10 protein-coding genes are annotated in these 18,579 nt (G+C 66.8%); 7 read left to right on the top strand and 3 right to left on the bottom strand.

The features are described 5' to 3' along the window. The first annotated feature begins 46 nt into the window (after positions 1-46). Positions 47-1,174 carry a DNA cytosine methyltransferase gene (locus DEP02_RS09750; RefSeq protein WP_112466939.1) on the top strand — a complete coding sequence of 376 codons (1,128 nt, stop codon included), beginning with the start codon at positions 47-49 and terminating at the stop codon, positions 1,172-1,174. Between the two features lie 31 nt (positions 1,175-1,205). Here DEP02_RS09750 and DEP02_RS09745 read toward each other — a convergent pair whose 3' ends face one another. Genes DEP02_RS09745 through DEP02_RS09735 form a run of 3 tightly spaced genes read right to left on the bottom strand, consistent with a single transcriptional unit; the run spans position 1,206 to position 5,208 of the window. Further along, a complete protein-coding gene (locus DEP02_RS09745) occupies positions 1,206-2,105 on the bottom strand; it encodes a DUF6339 family protein (RefSeq protein ID WP_112466938.1) in 900 nt (299 codons plus the stop codon). Next, complete coding sequence (locus DEP02_RS09740) at positions 2,102-3,091, bottom strand: hypothetical protein (protein ID WP_232839040.1); 990 nt, start codon at positions 3,089-3,091, stop codon at positions 2,102-2,104. Before DEP02_RS09740 ends, DEP02_RS09745 begins: the two co-directional genes overlap by 4 nt. Beyond that, a complete protein-coding gene (locus DEP02_RS09735; protein ID WP_112466937.1) occupies positions 3,088-5,208 on the bottom strand; it encodes a helix-turn-helix transcriptional regulator in 2,121 nt (706 codons plus the stop codon). Before DEP02_RS09735 ends, DEP02_RS09740 begins: the two co-directional genes overlap by 4 nt. Before the next feature lie 343 nt (positions 5,209-5,551). On the opposite strand from DEP02_RS09735, the gene DEP02_RS33325 reads away from it, so the two are divergent. The 6 genes from DEP02_RS33325 to drmB all read left to right on the top strand — a co-directional run bounded on the left by DEP02_RS33325 (position 5,552) and on the right by drmB (position 18,574). Continuing rightward, complete coding sequence (locus DEP02_RS33325) at positions 5,552-5,725, top strand: winged helix-turn-helix domain-containing protein (protein ID WP_157977404.1); 174 nt, start codon at positions 5,552-5,554, stop codon at positions 5,723-5,725. A 601-nt stretch (positions 5,726-6,326) separates the two neighbouring features. Continuing rightward, entirely contained in the window at positions 6,327-6,707 is a 381-nt protein-coding gene (locus tag DEP02_RS09730; RefSeq protein WP_157977403.1) for a hypothetical protein, read from the top strand. 140 nt (positions 6,708-6,847) lie between these two features. Next, positions 6,848-11,611 (top strand): DEAD/DEAH box helicase, encoded by a 4,764-nt coding sequence (locus DEP02_RS09725; RefSeq protein ID WP_112466935.1) that lies wholly within the window; start codon positions 6,848-6,850, stop codon positions 11,609-11,611. Continuing rightward, positions 11,608-13,518, top strand: coding sequence for a UvrD-helicase domain-containing protein (locus DEP02_RS09720; protein ID WP_112466934.1), 1,911 nt, complete (start codon positions 11,608-11,610; stop codon positions 13,516-13,518). The genes DEP02_RS09725 and DEP02_RS09720 overlap by 4 nt, the downstream gene beginning before the upstream one ends. Beyond that, positions 13,515-16,739 (top strand): helicase-related protein, encoded by a 3,225-nt coding sequence (locus tag DEP02_RS09715; RefSeq protein ID WP_112466933.1) that lies wholly within the window; start codon positions 13,515-13,517, stop codon positions 16,737-16,739. The genes DEP02_RS09720 and DEP02_RS09715 overlap by 4 nt, the downstream gene beginning before the upstream one ends. Beyond that, a complete protein-coding gene (drmB, locus tag DEP02_RS09710) occupies positions 16,736-18,574 on the top strand; it encodes a DUF1998 domain-containing protein (protein ID WP_112466932.1) in 1,839 nt (612 codons plus the stop codon). Before DEP02_RS09715 ends, drmB begins: the two co-directional genes overlap by 4 nt. Positions 18,575-18,579: the final 5 nt, after the last annotated feature.

The raw sequence follows: 18,579 nt of genomic DNA, 5'->3' as shown, positions 1-18,579 counted from the left end.
CGCTGGCACGCCGACGTCTCGGACAGCCAGGACAGCCTCGAATTCGATGATCCCAGAACAACCGAACAAGCCCCGACCAGCGGATTTCCACATTGTGGACCTCTTCGCCGGTCCTGGGGGACTGGACGTGGCGGCGCACGCCTTGGGCGTGCCATCAACCGGCATCGAATGGGATTCGGGCGCCGTCGCCACGCGGACGAGTGCGGGGCTCGCCACTGTGGCGAAGGACGTCCTCGAATGCAGCCCCGAGCAGTTCCCCGAGGCCAACGTCCTCGCGGGTGGCCCACCATGCCAGACGTTCACCGTCGCCGGGCATGGTGCGGGGCGTCGAGACTTGGACACCGTGCTGGCATTCGTGCAACGCCTCGTGGATCGGGACAAGTGGGCCAACATCGAGACCGACCTCGTCAAGCTGGATCCGCGCACCCGACTCGTGCTCCAGCCGCTGCGCTGGGCGCTGGAAGCCATCGACAATCCTGATCTCCGGCCGTACGAAGCCATCGTGCTGGAGCAGGTTCCAGCCGTCCTTCCTGTCTGGGAAAAGTACGCGCAGGCTCTGGAGAGCGAGGGCTATCGGACCGACTTCGATGTACTGCGTACTGAAGAGTTCGGCGTACCGCAGACGCGCCGACGGGCGGTACTGATAGCACGCCGTGGCGACAAGCCGGTGAAGCTGCCCGCTCCGACACACTGCCGTTATCGCAGCGGGGTGGAAGCGCCCCATGACGATCTCGCGCTGAGCGAGTCGCCGCTGAAGATGTGGGTCAGCATGGCGCAGGCCCTCCCGAACCGCCATGGTCCCTTCACCGTGATCTCCAACTACAGCACAGGAGGCGTTTCCAGCAACCGCGGCAGGCGTCACTCCCACCAGCCATCTGCCACGGTCACGGGCAAAGTGTCCCGCAATCGGGTGGTCGCGCCGGACGGAACCGACCTTCCCCGGTTCACTTTCGCGGAAGCGGGTCTGCTCCAAACCTTCCCCGCTGCCTACCCCTGGTCAGGCACGGACATTTCCCAGCAGATTGGCAATGCTGTGCCTCCCCGGCTGGGGATATACATCATCAGTGCGGCGCTCGGGCTCGGGCGCCCCACCAATGCCGACTTGGCCCGGCTCACGTCATGGACGCCACCGGCCAGAAACGCCCACGATAGTACCGAGTCGACGGGTCTCTGATCGCGGCGGAGACCCGTTCGGCTGACTCTGGTCAGTCGTCACCGAGTTGGTCCGTGACTTCTGTCCTCCCCCGGACCCGCGCGTCCTTGAAGAGCTCTTCGAAGCGGCCAGCCAAGGCATCAATGGCCGCCAGCGGTACAGGGCCGTCGTCCGGACCTGTCGGCAGGACCTTGCGCGGAACTGGGGGCGCCGAGTCCGCCTCCTCAACCCACGCGTCGAACGCGCCGCCGTCCCACTCCTCGTCCTCGGCGAGCACGTCGTACATCAGCGTGCTCGCCGCCGCGTTCGTCACCACGGCAAGAGCGTTGACCTCGCGGCCCGTGGTCACCGTCTCCTTGGCCACGAGTCGTATCAGCGCCTGTGCCGTGGGCCGGTGATCGATGATGTCGAGGCGCAGGACGGTGTTCAGGACGTCCTGGTTCCCGCAGGCCACCTGTACCGGTCCGTAGTCGCTGCCGTCCCGGAACAACTCGGCGGCCCACCACAGTCGTGAGAAGGCCTGGGTGTAGTGGGCGCCGGAGAACCTGCTCGCGGCAACCATGGGGGGCAGCCCGTTCCTGCCCTTGGTCGGTAGGTGACGCCACACCACGTAGTCCGGGGCAACGGCCAGGGCAAGGAAACTCCACAGCCTGCTGTCGGACGCCTCCCTCCGGCTCAGCCTCAGTGCGGCGTGCAGTCGCGGAGCGAGCCACGCGTCCGCCTTGGTTCGCGCGTCGTCGCGGAAGAGGTGCATCACGTCGTCGATGAGGTCCCGTATCGGGACGACCTCGGTACGCACGCCCTTGGCGTCCACCGGATCGGTGATCTTGTTCAGCGCAATGTAGGGAGGCGCCTCATGACCGGAGAGAACGCCCGTGCTCAGGAACTTCGCCGCATTGATGTCGGCGAGCAGGGCCAGCCGCTCCGGCAGGTGCTCCGGCTTGTCGGTCATGCTCGGCTCTCCCTCTGCGACGTGTCGAGGGTCCGGATCGCCGTACCCAGGTTCTTGGCCACCTTTGCCCGCCTCCCGGCCGCGTAGTTGATGCGCGGCTGCAGTTCGTTCCATCCGGAGCCTTCCCTGCGCCGGGCGTCGATCTCACGCAGAGCGTCGGCTTCCGAGTGGTCCGGCAGGACGTCGGCGAGCATTCCGCGCAGTACCGCATCCCGCCACCCACCCGGCCACTGCGGGTTTCCGTGCTCGTCCACCTCCAGGTCGCTCACCGCGGAGTGGAAGACGGCCGTCCACACGTCGGTCGCAATCTGGGCGGCGAGCATGTCTCGCACTGCTCGCTCCAAAGGCCCTCCGGACGAGTCGAGAAGCTCGGACACACCCTCGAACCCGGCGTTGAGGTGCACGGTCGGGAGATCACCCGAGGTCTCCACGAGCCACGGCGCGTCCCGGAAGGGGCGCAGCCACTCGGGGCCGGAGGTGAAGTCCACCTGATTGATGATCATTTCCCGCTGCCGTACGGGTGTGCGGGCGGTCAGATCCACGATCCAGGGCTCCTCCGCCCTGCCGATCATCCTGCCCCGCACTCCGTCGACGGTGGCGACGGCAACCACGGACAGGTCGGCCCGACTGCGGTAGGCCGACCTCCAGAACCGCAGGTGGCCGGTCCACGAGCCGTCCTTCCCCGCCACCCGCTCGAGTCGAGCGGTAGTACGGGAGTTGGTCGCTTTCTCGGTGAGTACGGCAATCACCGAGATGTCCGTCCAGGGGCCTTCGGCAATCTCTTTGCCCGGCAGGATCGCGGTCACGCCGAGGCGCACGCTCTCCCAGTCGTCGCGTTCCACCTGGTGCAGCGCGACGACCCGCTCCTGCGTGGAGAACGCCCAGGTCTCCAGATCGTGTTGGTAGAAGCCCTCGCGCTCCTGCCGAACACTCGTGACCTCGAGACCGATCTCCCCTGTGATCCTCTTGTACGGATAGACCTTCACTCGGAGGCTCCCCTGGCCTTCTGCAACTCGACGATCAGCCCTGCGAGCTCGGCTCGGACAGGGTGGGTGGACACATCGGTGACCGCGCTGAACGACGCGCTGCGGGCACCTGCCTTGAAGAGCAGCTTGTCGCCGACGAGTTCGCAGTTCTGTCCTGCGACGACCTCCGACCAGCCCACGGAGGGACGCGCCCCGGAACGGACATCGAACTTCGCCACCGGGCTGAGGAGCCAGGGGTCCTGGCCGGCGGGCAGTCGTACCTCTGCCCTCACGTGCCAGGCACCCGATCCGTCGAGTTCGGCGTCCAGGCCCCTGATCGTCGGCGCTCCCCCACCACGTACGACCGGGCTCGGTCCGCCGTCGAGCCGGAGCAGGTCCCGCAACGCTCGTGGGCCAGCCTTGCTCTTCACCTGGGAACGACCGACGAGTTCACGAACGGACCGGTACGCCGCACTCGTGAACTCCCGAATCCGGCGGTGGGCTCCGGTCGAGTAGACCGCACGCAGTTCGTCAGTCTGTCCCCACTTGTCGTGCTCCGGAGGCTCCGATGCCCGGAGGAACGCCTCCGCCCGTTCCGCGTGGGGAGCGTGCTCACCCGCGGCGTGACCGGCCAGAAGAACGGCCTGGAACGGATTGGTGCCGAGCGGCAGGTCCGGCACCCGAGCTTCGCGGATCACCATGCGATTGCCGCGCATCATGACCACCTGGTTGGGCTTGCCGTCCCCGTCCTCGGCCGCGGTGACCAGAAGCACGGCCTCGTGTTCGACCGTGCCTCGCTGCCCGCGCTGAGCGGGGACCATCAACGGCACCCGTGCATGCGCCACTTGCCCGGTTTCCGTCAGACGGTCGACGGTCTCTCCGTCGAGGTACGCCTTGAGTGCCCGAGTACGGGACGGTTGCACGCGGTAGGGGTCGACGCGCTCCTCGTCGATCAGCACGTGCCCGTTGCGCAGAGTCCGTACGGAGGCTTCGAGGATGGGAGTCGTGCTGCGGCCGGCGGTCATGGCGGCCCAGAAGTTGTGCCCCAGGGCGTCGACGAGACGCTCGTGCATCGCCTGCACCGTCTCCTCGTCGTCGACCTCATCGGTGCCTTGTACAGCCGGGTCGGCAGCCTTGCTCGCCACGTCATGCGCTCCGACGATCAGGAAGGAAGTGCCCGGCGCGGAGCTTTCGCGCGCGAGGTGGAGTCGCTCCACCGTGTCCTCGTCGGCCCACCACGATCTGGAGACGCCCTCGCTGCCAGGTGCGGTGTCGGGCTCACCGAACCACGCCGGCCCGGCGAACGGCTCGCCTTCCACAACCCGCCACGGAAGGTCCAGCCGCCCGACGAGACGTCGTTCGGTCCGACCCTCGTGCGGTTCGGAGAGGGTGGAGTTGATGAGCACCATGCCGAGTCGGCTGGTCGCCCAGAGAGTGGCCTTGCCCAGGCCGTACGAACCGCCGGCGCTCGTATCGGACTTCCGGCTGTCGAGCTGACGCCGGACGACAGCGGCGAAACGTCCGTCCTCGTAGTCGTCGCCGGTGAGGCCCGAGGCGTTGTAGTCGTCGACTCGCAGCAGCACGAGGCGATCACGCTCGTACATGTCCCGCAGTCCCTCGGCGATGACACGGCCGACCTTCTGCTCCTGGGCCGCCGCCGCCTCGTAGTGCGGGAAGAGGTCGTCCCACCGGATGGCCTCGCGGAATCGGGCGAGGGCCTCTCCGGTCAACTCGTGGATCGTGTAACGAACTCGCACGGGGTTGTTGCGGTCGAGCCGCTCGTCGAGGCTGTTCTGCGTGGCCTCGCGGGCCAGGACCTCCACATCGGCATCGAAGGCGAACGTCGCGGCGTTGCCGAAGTCCCGGCCGCCGTCGAGGTAGGCGGGACGGTGGTACCAGCTCACAGGGCGAGCGCTGTCCGCGACATCGGTCGTGCGGGTGTGCATGGTCGCGTACTCCGCGCCGAAGACGTCGGCGATGGCACGCATCGTCTCGTCCCGCGGGACCGCACGCCCGGTTATCCAGGCGGAGACAGCCGCGCGGGTGAGCCCGACGCGATCCGCCAAGTCGGCCTGCTTCATGTTCGCGCGTTGCAACTGGCGCGCCAGCCAGGGACCGAAGTCCTCTCCGCCATTCACCGCTTCCCGTCCCCCCTGGTCGGAGTGCTCATGCGGCGACGAGCATACACGACTGTTTGACAGAAGCCGTTCGTGACAATTTCCTTTGACACCACACTGCGGCCGGAACACTCGATCTCTTGCTCGTGGAAATTATGGACACGAATGCCCGGATTGACCGGAACCGCAGCAATACCCTTGCGGGGACATCAACCGGAACTTCTTCCTTTCACTTCTGAGAGGCCCAGCGGTCAGCCAAGCCGGATGAAGCCACAGCGGCGGGAAGAGTTGGCCGTGCTGCTGGTCCTCGGTCCCGGACGGTGCACGTCCGGGACCGAGGACCAGCGCTGCACCAGTACCCCTGATGGCCACCGTCATCGGCTACCGCTGGTGCATCTCGCTCAGCGTGCCGCAGACCTGGCGGGCTCTGTGGCAAATGGGCTGGGCAGTCCGGGCCGCCGGTCATCATGCCTCCGAACGTGACGAGCAGGCGGTGGCCACTCGGGAGTCGGTCCGGCCGGTGGTGGAACGGCGTTGAAGAAGTAGGCACCGGGCTATGCTCCGCCAACGAGTCCGGGGCGAAGGTCCCGCGCCAACCCAAAGGGCCGCACCTGGTCTCCCAAAGGCCACTGAGGCGGCGTGCCATCACCTCGGCCGCAGCGATGCATGCCCTGCTGGCTGTGTGCACCTCTCGTTGACGGGGCTTCACCCTCCGCTGTACACGCCGTACCTGGATCTGCTTGGACGAAGACATGTGGGCGAGCATGAAGAAGACGCTGGCCAACATGGCCGCATGCATCACGGCCAACACGCCACGCTGGCAAGGACCTTGCTCAAGCAGATGCAGTGCCGTCCCATTCCGTCCTGTTGGACGGCTTCGTCGTCGAGACTGGACTTGTCCTGAGGCAGTGACAGGAGCGACGCACCCCGAAACGAAACCCTCAGTTGTGAGCATCTTCGGCAACTACCTTGCGCCGAGCTTCCCTCAGGCCTTACCTTCAACAGGCGCCATCAGTTACTCCACGGCAAACATCCGTAACGGGGTTGTCGCATGGCTGCACCTTTCCCCCCACTGCGTTTTCGTTTGCGCGCCCGCACCGCCGAAACGATCAGCCATCCAACACTGCAGGGGGATAAACATGTCGAATTCCACCAATGGCTCTTCGGACGACTCGAGTATTTCCCGCGATCCCGACATCGAGCGCATGCGACGCCTGGTCGCGCAGTACGAGTCCCTCGAGGGTCCCGAGCAGCGGTCCGAGTTCTTCATGGCGCACGGCCTCTCGCATCCGGTCATCTCGAATTACCGGAGGATCATCGCGTTCACCGACCGGCAGATCACCAAGAAGTCCCCCACCGCCACGGTTCACATTCGCAGGTCCACGCGTCGCATCCGGGCTTCTCGCCGAAACGTGGCTCCGCCTTCCCGCACCTACGAGACGACCCGTCCGAAGACTTCCCTGCGGGTTTCCCGATCCCGTAAGCGCATCGCCCTGGTCATCATCATCAACTTCTCCTGAAGCAACCAGGCAGCTCGCTCTCGGACTCGCCGTCCACACACTCGCTCGCCCTCGACGAGGGGCTCGGCCACGCATCACCCAGGTGGCCGGCCCTTCGCTCTCCGCCCACATCGAACCACGCACAGAAACCGGAAATCCTCGTGTCACAGCCGTCGTCGGGGGACTCCTCGGCCACCTCGCCCGTGATCGCCAAAATCCTCGAGCAGTCGTCCCGCGTTCTGGAGACGTACCGGGTCGACCCGGGCCTCATCCAAGAGCACGCCAACGGCGAACGTCGCATCACTCAGGGCGGATACGGTGACCGCCAGCTCTTCGAGATCGTGCAGAACGCGGCCGACGAAATCGCCAACGAGCCTGGTGGCGCGGTGCACGTCATCCTCACCGACACCTATCTGTACTGTGCCAACCAGGGCACGCCCGTAACCCCCGAGGGAACCGAGACGATTCTCCGGATGGGCGTCTCCCGCAAGCGTGGCGGGCAGATCGGTCGCTTCGGTGTCGGTGTCAAGTCCTACCTGGTGGTGACGGACGCCCCCCAGTTCTTCAGCGACACCGGGAGTTTCGGCTTCGACCGCGCGTGGTCCCGCACCGAGATCGCACGCACCGCCGGCTTCTCACCGGATTCCGACTTCGAGGCGCCGGTACTACGCATGGCCCGGTCCCTCGACGAGGCTGCGGAGCGAAAGGCCGACGCCGTTCTGGACGATCTGCGTTCCTGGGCAACCACCGTTGTCCGACTGCCACTGCTCCCCGGCGCCGCCAACCGACTGGCCAACGACATCCATAACCCCGAGTCGAAGAACGGCCAGGAGGAGTTTCCGAAGCTCTTCCAGCTTTTCTCGTCCCACGTGGGTCAGGTCGTCCTGGAGGACCGGCGACGCATGCCCGTCGTCCGACGCGTGATCACGGTCGACCAGGACGGGGTGCGCCGGACCATTCACGAGAAAGGTACCGGCCGGACCGCATCAAGCGTGAGCTGGAAGGTCTTCACGGCAGCCCACCAGCCGACCACAGCGGCGCGCGGCACAGCGGGTGAGCTCCACGACCGGGCCACCATCGACATCTCGTGGGCGGTCCCCGAGTACGGCGGTACTCTCCCTTACGCCAACCCCGCCAGGGGACGTGGCAAGTTCTGGTCCTTCTTCCCCACCAAGTACGAGATGACGTTGAGCGGCGCCCTCAACGGTGCCTGGAAGACCAACGAGGATCGACAGAACCTCCTGGACTCCAGTCCGTTCAACCAGGAGCTGCTCCAGGTTGCCGCCAAGCTGGTCGTGACGTCGCTCCCGCAACTCGCTCCTGCTGAAGACCCCGGCGCGTACCTGGCCTTCCTCCCTGGTCGAGCCAAGGCAGCGGAAACCCTCAGCTGGGCGGACGAACTCCTCACCAGGAGCATCTGGAGGCTCACGGCGATCCTCCCCTCCCTGCCCGACCAGGACGGTCGCCTGCGGACACCGCGCGACCTGCGCATCCATCCGGACGGGGGCCGTCGGTCCGGCAGGGTCCTGAAGCCGGAGTGGCTCCGTATGTGGAGCAAGTGCCCCGGCCGGCCGGCCGACTGGTTGCACCCGTCCGTCGAGGCCGCGGAGATCCGCTCGGGCAAGGTCGAGCACATCCTCGACGCGGCCGGTCACCGGCGGGCCACCGTCGTCGAGTGGCTGGAGGCACTCGTCGGTGATGCCGGCCCGGAGGGCTCGGCGATAGCCGTCCGCATCCTGGCCGAGATGATCACTGAGCGGCACCCCTTCGCGGAGGAGGCCCGGCGGGCTCGGACCGTTCTGACGGAGGCCGGAGATCTGGTCGCGCCGATCGCCGGGCAGGTTTGGCGACGCAGTGTGCAGGACGGCCTCAAGGACGACCTCGTCTACGTGCATCCGAAGCTCTCGGAGGACCCGTCCCTTCAAGTCGCCCTGAGTACAATCGGCATCCGTGAGGCGGACAGCCGCGGTCGGTTCGTCGGTGTCCTCGACCAGGGATTCGCCAATTACACCGCCCGCGACTGGCGGCGGTTCTGGGAGCTGTTCCGCCGTGCCGGTGGTTCCAGTGTCGTGGGTGAGATCCGTTCTCGTTTCCCCAAGCCACTGGAGGCCCTCCACGTCCTCACGCTCGACGGCGCGTTCCACCCGATGCGGAACTGCCTCCTGCCGGGGCCGATCGTCCCCGAGGACGGCTCTCGGGACCGCTCTGTTGCCGTCGACCTCTCTTTTCACTCCGACGACACCGCCGTGTTTCGTGAACTGGGCCTGCGCACACGGCCCTGGCAAGCGACCCAGGCCGCTGAGGAAAACTGGTACGAGGAGTACCGCAAGGCCCTTTACGAGGACTACTGCCGCACCCTCGGCAGCAAGAGCCGCCCCACGATCAACCGCATGACGACGGAAGGCTCAGCCTTCGCAGACTCACTCCATCTCCTCTTCCTGCTGTCCGACGAAGGGCGGGCCGCGTTCGTCCAGGCCCTGCCGGACCACTTGGTCGTCGAACGGTGGACCCGGCAGATCGGCGCCTCCGCGAACACGCGAGCCGCGGTTCCCTCTCCCCTTCGTTGGGTGGTGCGCAAGTACGGCATGGTGCCGACTTCCCAGGGGCCGCGTCGCCCATCCGATGCGGTGGGCCCTCAGCTCGCCGGTTACGCCGATGTCCTGCCCGTCGCGGACATCAGCGAGGAGAAGGCCCGCAAGCTCGGTCTTCCCATAAGCGTGGAGAAGGTTCCCGAAGCCCTGTGGGCCAAGCTGACAGAGCAACTGCTCGCCAGCGAGGACGATGCATTCGTAGGCAACACATACGTGTTGATGACTCGCCTCGATCTGCATTTCCCGGAAGGGAAGACTCGGTGCCGCATCGGTGAGACATGGGGGAACCGGGAGGACGGCGAAATCGCCGTGGCCGCTTCCGTCGAGGAGTACCGGACGCTCCGCGCGGAGGCTGTACCTGCCCTGCTCACCGCGGGCCCCGAGGACGCCGAGCTGCTGATAGACAAATGGGGAATGTTGCCCTTCGCCCATGTGATCAGCAAGGAGGTCCGGTACGTCCCGTCCGGCGAGCCGATGATGCTCACCGACGCCTACCCGACGCTTCGGCAGCGGCTGGGCAACACGATCAAGAACTTCGAGCTCCAGTACTGCTCCGAGCTCGAGGAGATCACCAAGACGCCCAACGGCATGAGGCCGAAGCCGCTGAAGAGTGCGCTGTCGGGCACCACGGTGCTGGTTCTCAACCCGAAGTCTCGTCTGGAAGCGCTGACCGCGGCCGATCGGGAGCTGCGGTGGCGGCTGGGTGACTCCGGCTGCCGAGCGATTCTGGAGGCGCAGCACCGGCAGGAGCAGGACAAGAGGACCCAGCAGGCTCTGCAGGCGGTCCGCGACGCCGACACCGTCGTCAAGAAGCTCGCCCTACTGCTCGGCACGGACGCTCTGCGGGAGCGCCTGCCCGAGGGGTTGCTGGAGAGCGAGCGGCATGAACTCGGAGGCGAGCCTTCTGCCGAGCGTGTCGCGCAGATGGCCTACAACTCGCATGGCGACGGCGTGCTCCACGCCTACGTCAAGGAGCTCCAAGCGCGGTTCCCGAGCCATGCTCCGTCCTCGTTCACCGGGTCGGCCGCAGCGGTCAAGTTCGTATCCGACCTGAGGTTTCCCGATGTCTTCGCCGGCTTCAGCACACCGAAGCTCCAGCCCCGCGTCGATGTGGACGGGCCGCGAGAATTCCCTCGACTGCACGACTACCAGGAGCGCCTGGCCGCCAACATCTTCCAGATGCTGGACCGTGTCACGCCGCAGCGGGGCATGCTCTCCCTGCCGACCGGTGCCGGCAAGACCCGCGTGACCGCCGAGGCCGTGATTCGGTGGATCAAGCAGGACGACGACCTCGGTGGCCCGATCCTGTGGATCGCCCAGACCGAAGAACTCTGTGAACAGGCGGTGCAGAGCTGGAAGTTCGTCTGGGAGAAGGTGGGTGCGGAGAAGCAGCTGACGATCAGTCGTCTCTGGTCCTCCAACGAGGCCGGCCCGATTGTGGGGCGCCCCCAGCTCGTCGTCGCCACTGACGCCAAACTGCGGAACTGCTTGGCGACCGACAGTTACGCCTGGCTCCGAAAGGCTGCTCTTGTCATCGTCGACGAGGCGCACGTGGCGATCTCCCCGCAGTACACCGAGTTGCTCACGCAGTTGGGCCTTCCGCATTCCCGTACCGATCGGCACCTGCTGGGCCTCACGGCGACGCCTTTCCGCAACACCAACGAGGAGCAGACCCGCCGCCTGGTCCAACGCTTCGGCGGTAGGCGTCTGGATGATGGTGTCTTCCACGGCGACCCATACGCCGAACTCCAGGAACTGGGCATGCTCGCTCGGGTTGAGCATCAGGAGCTAATCGGTGGAACCATCGAGTTGACTCAGGACGAAAAGGCTCGCGCCGACCAGATGAGCGTTCTCTCCAAGGCGGCCGAGCAGCGTCTCGCCGACGACCACAACCGCAACCAGCGCATCATCGACGAGATCACCGCAATGCCCGAGGACTGGCCGGTGCTGGTCTTCGCCACCTCAGTGGGCCATGCCAAGTTCCTCGCGGCCAAGCTCAACGACCGCGGCATCAGTAGCGCAGCTGTGGACTCGGCCACCAGTCCCTCGGACCGCACCAACCGCATCAGCGCCTTCCGTCAGGGCAGGCTACGCGTCCTGACCAACTACGGCGTTCTCCACCAGGGCTTCGACGCCCCCGCCACCCGCGCCGTCGTAGTGGCTCGGCCGACCTACAGCCCGAACGTCTACCAGCAGATGATCGGCCGCGGCCTGCGCGGACCGCGCAACGGCGGGAAGCCCATGTGCCTGATCCTCAACGTCCGCGACAACATCACCAACTACGGAAAGGCCCTGGCCTTCACCCAGTTCGAACACCTGTGGAGCGCCAAGTGATCGACCCCTACGCCGACAGTCCTCCGCTCACCGCCGAGCAGCAGACCGTCGTCGACCAGCCCTGGGACGCTCGCGTCCTGGTGACTGCAGGTGCGGGGTCCGGTAAGACCCACACCCTGGTCCGCCGTCTCGACGCCCTGATGAGTCGGGATGAGGACGCGCTGGAAGCACGGGAGATTCTCGTCCTGAGCTTCTCCCGTGCCGCCGTGCGCGAGCTGAAGGACCGGATCTCCCGGCACGCCGAGCAAGCTCGGCGAGTCCGGGCGCAGACCTTCGACTCCTGGGCATACGCCCTGCTGACCAGTGCTTACCCGGAGGAGGACTGGAGCCGGTACAGCTTCGAGGAACGCATTCGGCAGGCCGAGGACGCCATCACCAAAGGTGCCGTCGAGGCTGGGGAGCAGGGAGCACCGGCCCATGTGGTGATCGACGAGGTCCAGGACCTCGTCGGCGACCGACGCAACATGGTCGAGGCCCTGCTGGATCGCTTCCAGGACTCCTGCGGCTTCACCGTGGTCGGTGATCCGGCCCAGGCGATCTACGGGTTCCAGGTCTCCGACCCCGACGCACGCGCCGCCGAGACCAACTACTTCTTCGATTGGCTGCGTGCGTCCTACCCGGACGACCTGATCGAATTGCACCTTTCGCGGAACTTCCGAGCCGAATCCGCTGAGGCGAGCACCGCCCTGTCACTGGGAGAAACCCTGCAGGGACTGCCCTCGGAGACGGATCAGGCCGCTGCCGAGGGTGAGCGCGTCCACGGCGAGCTGCGCTCCCGCCTCCAGGGTCTTCCCTCCTTCGGCGTGCTCACGTCGGAGTTCACCCTCGACTCCCTCCGGGACTTCCCCGACTCCTGCGCCGTCCTGTGCCGGGACAACCGGCAGGCACTGGTGATCGCTGAGGTGCTGCACAAGCACGGGGTTCCCCACCGGTTGCAGAGGTCCGCGCAGGATCGGCCGGTTCCCGCATGGGTGGCGGGGGTGCTTCGCCGTACCGGCTCCGCGACGCTCGGGGAAGAGCGTTTCCATGAGCTCGTCGTGCAGTCGAGCGTGCCGGCCGGTGCGGATGTCGACCGTATGTGGCGTTCGCTGCGCGCCGTGGCACGCGGGGGACGTGGGCAGTTGGACCTGGGCAGGATCCGTCGATCGGTGGCGGAGGGATGGTTTCCCGACGACCTGTCCCTTGCCGAGCCCGCGTCCCTCGTCGTCTCCACCGTGCACCGGGCCAAGGGCCTGGAGTTCGACCGGGTAGTGGTGGTCGAGCCGCCGACCATGGGGGAACTGCGCAAGCACCACACCCACGTCGACCCGGCCGCCGAGGCCCGCGCGTTGTACGTCGCCATGACCCGCCCTCGCTACGACCTGTACCGCATCGACGCCCCGGACACCGCGCAGTTGCGCTTCCACCGCGCTCTCAACCGCTGGTATGTGGGCGGCTGGAAGTCGTACGAGCGCCGTGGGATCGAGGCAGCCGGGCGTGACGTGTGCGGCGAGCACCCGCCGGGCACCGACGGCTTCCATGATGACCCCGTCGAGTTGCAGGACTACCTGGCGACGCATGTCCGTACCGGCGACTCCCTCGTGCTGCGTCGGCTGCACGATCTGCCCATGGCCGTCGACCAGAGTCCTCCGTACGCGGTCGTGCACGAGGACCGGCAGGTCGCCGTCGTGTCGGAGCGCTTCCGACGCGACCTGCACGCCTCCCTCAAGGTGAGCCGGACGTGGGAGATTCGATGGCCCGACGAAGTTCACGGGTTCCGGGTCGACACCATGGAGACCGTCGCGGGAAGCCCTGCGTCCGGCGCCCGGGCGGGCCTCGGTGACCACGGTGTGTGGCTCGTGCCCCGGTTGTCGGGGCTGGGGCGCTACAAGTCGAGTGGAAAGGTCCAGGGGAACAACAGCCGATGACGAATGCCGAGAACCCGCACGCCGCGCACTACGCCGCTCGTCAGAGCCTTGTCGACCAGCTCCGCAGGGACCTGTTGGGGCCGGGGGCGCCCGACGAGGTCCTCACGCAGGATCCACCGATCACCATGTACCCGATCGGTGTGCTGTTCCCACGTGGCACGGACGCCGTCGCCGAGCAGGAGATCGCCGACGAGGCGGCCGAGGTGGATGGCCTGGACGACACGCCCGTACTGGCGCGGCGGGACACCGAGGACGCCGGGTCGGAACTGGGCGTCTCCCTGGCCAATGACCGTCGCCCGTCGTCCATGGGTCTGACCTTCGCCGTGGATCCGTCGGTGTCCCCCGTCGTGGAGGTGCACGTCCGGGCCGCGATGTACGAACCGGTCGACGCCGAGGGACGTATCGTGTCCGCGAAGCGAGCGGAGGCACGAACGACTTCCGACCAGGCCGAGCACTGGCGGCGTCGCGAGCTGTCCCTGCCCGTCGTCTCCATCGATGTGACGCAGCCCGGCATGCAGCCCGACGGTCCGCAACAGGGAGAGGTGCTGGTGCGGGCACTCGTCCGCAAGCCGTCGGTCCCCTCCGGCACGGTCACCGTGACCGTGACCCTCATCAACAACATGCGGGTGAGCGAGCGCGAACTGCAGGATGCGTTCAGCCTCTTCCAGCCTCGTCTCACCGTGACCACCCCGTCCGGTGCGCCCGCTTTCGTGGAACGCCCCACCGCACGCGACGCGGTGGACCCCGACCAGGCCGTGAGCCGACTGCTCCACCGTCACGCTCCGACGTTCGCCGTGGGGCACGGCTGCGCGGCGGACTGGGACTGGACACCGCCTCCCGTGGGAGACCCGAAGATCAAGCCGGCCGTCGTCGCTGAGGTGCGGACAGAGTTCGTGCCGGCGCACGAGGTCCTGCTCACGGACTCCAACCCGGACATCGACAGCGAGGCGCTGACCATGCACGGTCTCGCCACGAAGCCGGGCTCGGACGTCCTGTCCGCGTTGGGCGCGCTGGTCGGCGGATACGCCGACTGGATCGAGCGCAAGAGGGCGGAGGCCGCCGACCTCGCAGGCACACCGTTCGAGGAAGTGGCCGGCAAACAGTTGGACGCCTGTGAAGCGGCCCTGGGACGTATGCGGCGCGGCATTCGCATCCTTGCCGAGAATCCGGATGCCATGAAGGCCTTCCGGCTCGCCAACCAGGCCATGTCGCAGCAGCGGGCCCGCAGTGCGTGGGTGAAGAGCGGAAGGCAGGGTGCGCCCGACCCGGTGTCCGGTCGCTGGCGACCGTTCCAGATCTCGTTCATGCTGCTGTGCCTGGAAGGCATCGTGAACCCCGAGCATCCGGATCGGCAGTTGGCCGACCTGCTCTGGTTCCCCACCGGCGGTGGCAAGACCGAGGCCTACCTCGGGCTCATCGCCTTCACCACGTTCCTGCGTCGTATCCGCCACGGCGCTCAGGGCGCGGGAGTCACCGTGCTCATGCGCTACACCCTGCGGCTACTCACCCTTCAGCAGTTCGAACGCGCGGCGATCCTGATGTGTGCCATGGAGCTCATGCGTCAGGAGGACGAGGATCTGCTGGGCCGGGAGCCGATCTCCATCGGCATGTGGGTGGGGCAGTCCGCGACCCCCAACAAACTGACGGTCGCCGAGGAGAGCCTGGCGGAGCTCCGCAAGGAGAAGGTGCTCCAGGAGAAGAACCCGGTCCAGCTCCACGCCTGCCCCTGGTGCGGAACCCGGCTCGATGCCCACCAGTACGAGGTGGATCACGACGCCAAGCGCATGCACGTCCGTTGCCCGGACCAGACGTGCGAGTTCACCGATGGTCTCCCGGTCCACCTGATCGACGACGCCGTGTACGACGCCCGTCCCACCCTGGTCATCGCGACGGTCGACAAGTTCGCCTCCATGCCCTGGCGGGAGCAGAGCGCAGCGCTGTTCAATCGAGACCGCGCGGACGGCACCAAGCCGCCCGAGCTGATCGTCCAGGACGAGCTCCACCTCATCTCGGGGCCACTCGGCACCCTCACCGGCCTGTACGAGACCGCGGTGGATGCGTTGGCCGACCAGCCGAAGATCGTTGCCTCCACGGCCACCATCCGCCGGGCCGAGCAACAAGGTCGAGCCCTCTTCGACCGAGAGGTGCGCCAGTTCCCACCGGCCGGGCTGGATGCCCGCGACTCGTGGTTCGCCGTGGAGACCCCGCGCGAGCGCAAGGCCAGTCGCCAGTACATCGGCCTCCTCACTCCGAGCACCAGCCAGTCGACGCTGCTGATCCGCACGTACGCGACCCTGCTGCACCAGGCGCAGCGTCTCGACACGGCGGAGAGTGTCCGTGACGCCTATTGGACCCTGGTCGGCTACTTCAACAGCCTGCGCCTGCTGGCGGCGGCCGAACTGCAGGTCCACGACGACGTGGAGTCCTATCTGGAATACCTGGCCGAGCGCGACGAGACACCGAGGCGCAAGATCCGGGAGCAGACCGAGTTGACCAGCCGCGCCAACTCCAGCGAGATCCCGAGCCGCCTCAAGCAGATCGAGCTGAGGCTTCCACACGAGGAGACGGTCGACGTACTGCTCGCCACCAACATGATCTCCGTCGGTGTGGACGTCGACCGGCTGGGGCTCATGGCGGTGATGGGCCAACCACAGACGACCGCCGAGTACATCCAGGCGACCAGCCGGGTGGGGCGCAGCCATCCCGGGCTGGTGGCGGTCATGCTCAACTCCGCCCGCTCCAGGGACCGCTCGCACTACGAGAACTTCCTGCACTTCCACTCGGCCCTGTACCGCGAGGTCGAGTCGACGTCCGTCACGCCCTTCTCCGCCCGCGCCCGGGACCGAGGTCTGCACGCCGTCGTCGTCGCTCTGACTCGCATCCTGATCCCGCAGGCTCGCGCCAATGACGCTGCCGGTCGCATTCGCCAGTTCCAGGACGAACTCACAGAGGTGATCAGGCCGCTTCTACTCAGCCGCGTGGGCACGATCGACCCCGAGGAGCGCAAGAGGACGGCTGATGCCTTCGACGAGTTCGTCGACTGGTGGACGGACGCGGCGGAGGAAAGCGGAGGCCTCTACTACGAGCCGGTCCGAGGCAGCAAAATTCCCTCGCTCCTGTGTGCCTATGACGACGAATCCAACGACGAGGCATGGCCGACCCTGTGGAGTCTGCGCGACGTCGACGCGGAATCCGCCCTGTTCATGGAGGCAACACGATGACCCCGCCCCCTCCGCATCGCCGGCGTGGCGCAGGCGCTCCCGCGCGCAGCCTTCCCCGCAAGGGTGCGGTGCGGCGCTCCCAGATGATCACCACGTACGGTGTGGGCTCCATGGTCGCGGTGGACAGCGAGTCGTTCATCGTCGCCGGGACCGACTCCTGGAACATCACCGAGGCCCCCGTACTGCACGAGCACCGACTCGCTCGCGCTCTCGGGGTGAAGTCGTTCCGGCTCCCACCCGCCTCGGACGACACGAGCAAGGACGGCGTACACGTCCGGCGCTTCCCGCTGTGGCACTTCTGTCCCTCGTGTCACTCCCTCCAGCATGTGGACCGCTTCAACTCACCGCCCCGGAAGAACGAGTGCGGCGACTGTCAGGAGGACCTGGTTCCGTCTCGTTTCGTGATGGCCTGTCCGCACGGTCACATCGACGACTTCCCCTACTGGAAATGGGTTCACCGCAACAATCGCCAGGACGGGGTGTCCGGGCACTGCGGTGGACAGTTGCGCCTGCGTACTAGCGGCAGGACCGCATCGTTGCGGAGCATCCTGATCTCGTGCACCTGCGGTGAAGTGCCGGAGGTGTCCATGGAAGGGGCCTTCCGCAGCAGCGCTCTGTCGAACCTGCGTGTCCGGTGCACGGGGAAACGACCGTGGCTCAAGGACGCTCCTGTCGAGAGCTGCAAGGAGCCGCCTCGCACGCTGCAGCGTGGTTCGTCCATGGCCTGGCAGCCGCTGGTCAAGTCGGCGCTGTCCATTCCTCCGTGGAGTGATGGCCTTGCGGCTCGACTGGCTGATGTCTGGGAGCAGTTGAGGGAGCTCAAGCGCTCGGACCTCGAGCTCTTTCTGAAGGGGTTCTCGCTGCGCCACAAGGAGGAGATCCCCATCGCGGTGGTGGTCGAGCTTCTGGAGGCGGAGCAGCACGAGGAGTCGGAGGCCGGCGAGGAGACCGGTCACGACAGCCGGTACGTGGCGCTGCGCAGACAGGAGTACCGGCGTCTGCGGGTGGGCAACGCGGAGCGCGACCAGACACGCGACGAGCAGTTCATCTGCGAACCGCCGTCCACTTCCTCACCCGTGCTCGCCGAATTCGGATTGGTCACACCCATGCTCGTCAAGCGGCTACGTGAAGTACGGGCGTTGAAGTCGTTCACCCGGGTGCACACCCCTGACTCCAACGCGGACGTGCAGGAAGCCCCCCTCTCGTTGGTCGACCTGGACTGGCTGCCCGCCATGGAGGTCCTGGGGGAAGGAGTCTTCCTCCGGCTCGACGAAAAGCGTCTGGACACGTGGGCCGACGACGTCGCCGTCGCCGGGCGTGTGGAGCGCATCCGCATCCGTCACAACCGTCTCCTGCGTGAACGGGCGTCCGACCCCAAATCCGCGCCCGAGTCTCCAGCCACCCCGCGCATGGTCCTGCTGCACACCTTGGCGCACATACTCATCACCGAGTGGAGTCTGGAAGCCGGTTATCCCGCGGCATCCCTGCGCGAGCGTCTCTACACCGACGACACCATGGCCGGGCTGCTGATCTACACAGCGACCAGTGACTCGGCCGGAAGCCTCGGCGGGTTGGTGGCGCAGGGCGAGCCGCACCGGTTGGCGAGAACGCTGCGCTCCGCCCTGCGTCGCGCCGAATGGTGCTCCGCCGACCCCTTGTGCGTCGAGTCGGAAGCGGGTGGCGCGGGAAGCATCAACCTCGCCGCGTGCCACGCATGCGTCCTGCTCCCGGAGACGAGTTGCGAGCAGAACAACGGCCTACTGGATCGCGCACTGTTGATCGGCACGCCCGAGAAACCGGACCTGGGATTCTTCCGGGACGCTCTCGACTCCTGACGCCC

The organism is Streptomyces triticisoli, from assembly GCF_003270085.1.
Taxonomy (GTDB): domain Bacteria; phylum Actinomycetota; class Actinomycetes; order Streptomycetales; family Streptomycetaceae; genus Streptomyces; species Streptomyces triticisoli.
Note: the sequence above shows the minus strand (reverse complement) of the source record. Positions and strands in the feature narration are given on the sequence as shown.

Excerpts from the sequence above, each read along its gene's own strand:
- DEP02_RS09750 (WP_112466939.1), top strand. The coding sequence starts at position 47 with ATGATCCCAGAACAACCGAACAAGCCCCGACCAGCGGATTTCCACATT.
- drmB (WP_112466932.1), top strand. The coding sequence starts at position 16,736 with ATGACCCCGCCCCCTCCGCATCGCCGGCGTGGCGCAGGCGCTCCCGCG.
- DEP02_RS33325 (WP_157977404.1), top strand. The coding sequence starts at position 5,552 with ATGGCCACCGTCATCGGCTACCGCTGGTGCATCTCGCTCAGCGTGCCG.
- DEP02_RS09730 (WP_157977403.1), top strand. The coding sequence starts at position 6,327 with ATGTCGAATTCCACCAATGGCTCTTCGGACGACTCGAGTATTTCCCGC.
- DEP02_RS09745 (WP_112466938.1), bottom strand. The coding sequence starts at position 2,105 with ATGACCGACAAGCCGGAGCACCTGCCGGAGCGGCTGGCCCTGCTCGCC.
- DEP02_RS09715 (WP_112466933.1), top strand. The coding sequence starts at position 13,515 with ATGACGAATGCCGAGAACCCGCACGCCGCGCACTACGCCGCTCGTCAG.